1 protein-coding gene is annotated in these 1578 nt (G+C 40.4%); it reads right to left on the bottom strand.

Translation table 11 applies throughout. The features are described 5' to 3' along the window. Nucleotides 1–1166 (bottom strand): group II intron reverse transcriptase/maturase (gene ltrA, locus BFP75_RS10425; RefSeq protein WP_099545327.1); only part of this gene is annotated, 1166 nt, incomplete at its 3' end. Nucleotides 1167–1578: the final 412 nt, after the last annotated feature.

Below are 1578 nucleotides of genomic sequence, written 5' to 3'. Positions count from 1 at the left end.
CGCCTAAATCTCCGATATTTGTTACGTACCCATTTGGCAAGTCGCTTATTCAAAAAACGGAACACATAATGCAGTTCACTCATCCTGACTTTGCCATAATAGTAAATCCATCCTCGTACGCTGTCCGCTATAATGCCTGCCAAGTCGGGCAGGCGTAAATGAACCATACGATGGAGTTTTAACTTAAACAAAATCTGATTGATACGTTTCTGACTCTTACGACTAATCGAGGGCGTAAAACCCAAATGAAAGTTTCCGAAGTAACCTTTTACCATTCGTGGCTTGAATGTAAATCCGAGAAAATCGAACGTTACATAATGAACCTTAAATGGTGGATGCTTCTTTTGGTTGCGTTTGCAATATACTATATTGCTCTTGCCCTCTTTTATCTGCAATTTGCATTGCTTAAATCTGGCTTTTACGGCTTCCAACGTCCGCATCGCTTGTTTGAAGTTTTGGCAATGAATAATGATGTCATCAGCATATCGTTCAAACTTTACTTCGGGGTGGTGTTGCTCTATCCATTTATCAAAAACTACGTGCAAGAAAATGTTTGCCAATAATGGACTTATTACTCCTCCTTGCGGTGTGCCTTTGCTTCGTGGATAAATAGTACCGTCTTTCTTTTGGACTGAAGCCTGTAACCAACGTTTTACATACAAGTGAATGTGCTTCTTATTGGTAAAATGACCCAATGCTTTGAGCATCAAATCGTGGTCTATCTCATCAAAAAAACTTTTGATGTCCAAATCAATTGCCCAATCCATTTTCATACAGTTTTCCCTGCATTGTGTAATGGCTTGATGGGCTGATTTATTGGGGCGATAGCCAAAAGAATTTTTGCTAAATTGTTTATCTACAATCTGTTCTAATTCTTCCCGTATTACCATTTGAGCCGTTCGGTCTTGTACCGTTGGTATGCCTAACTTCCTGATACGCCCATCTGCTTTGGGTATTTCTACCTCTCGCACAGGTTGGGGAAAATAACTGCCACTAGCTAACCTATTCCATACTGGATACAAGTATTTCATAGGGCGTGCGGAAACTTCCCGGATTGATAATTTATCAACTCCAGTTGCTCCTTTGTTACTTTTAACCTTTTTAAAGGCTTCCCATACCTGTCGCTTCTCTATCGGTTGCGACTTTTGTTTCTCCTCGAAAATCATCCTAAATTTCTTTAGTTGTAATCCAAGTTAAAACTGTTAAGTTAGTCCCTTTGCTCCGTTTCCATTACAGAAATTTCATCGCTACTACGGACTAATCCGCCACTAATTAATAGTATTGCTACTTTCTACCTTGCCCTTCGGGGTTGTGGTATTTTTGCACTACTAATTAGCTTCTCCTGTTCCGTAATTGAGCCGTAAGTAAAGCTCCTGCCCTCTTTATGCCGATTGCCACTTGACCAATATTTTAGGTTACGCTCGTCAAGTTCTGTCTCGCAAGACCGCCCATCCCTCGATTTTGACAATACTAAAGTTGTTTACGACACTTCTACAAGGGTTCAATCTCATCTCTTTCAGCTTCTTTACTCCTACCATAGCTATCTACTCACAATACAACAGCGGTAGTGCCTTTGAC

The organism is Maribacter sp. 4G9, from assembly GCF_002742265.1.
GTDB lineage: Bacteria > Bacteroidota > Bacteroidia > Flavobacteriales > Flavobacteriaceae > Maribacter.
Note: the sequence above shows the minus strand (reverse complement) of the source record. Positions and strands in the feature narration are given on the sequence as shown.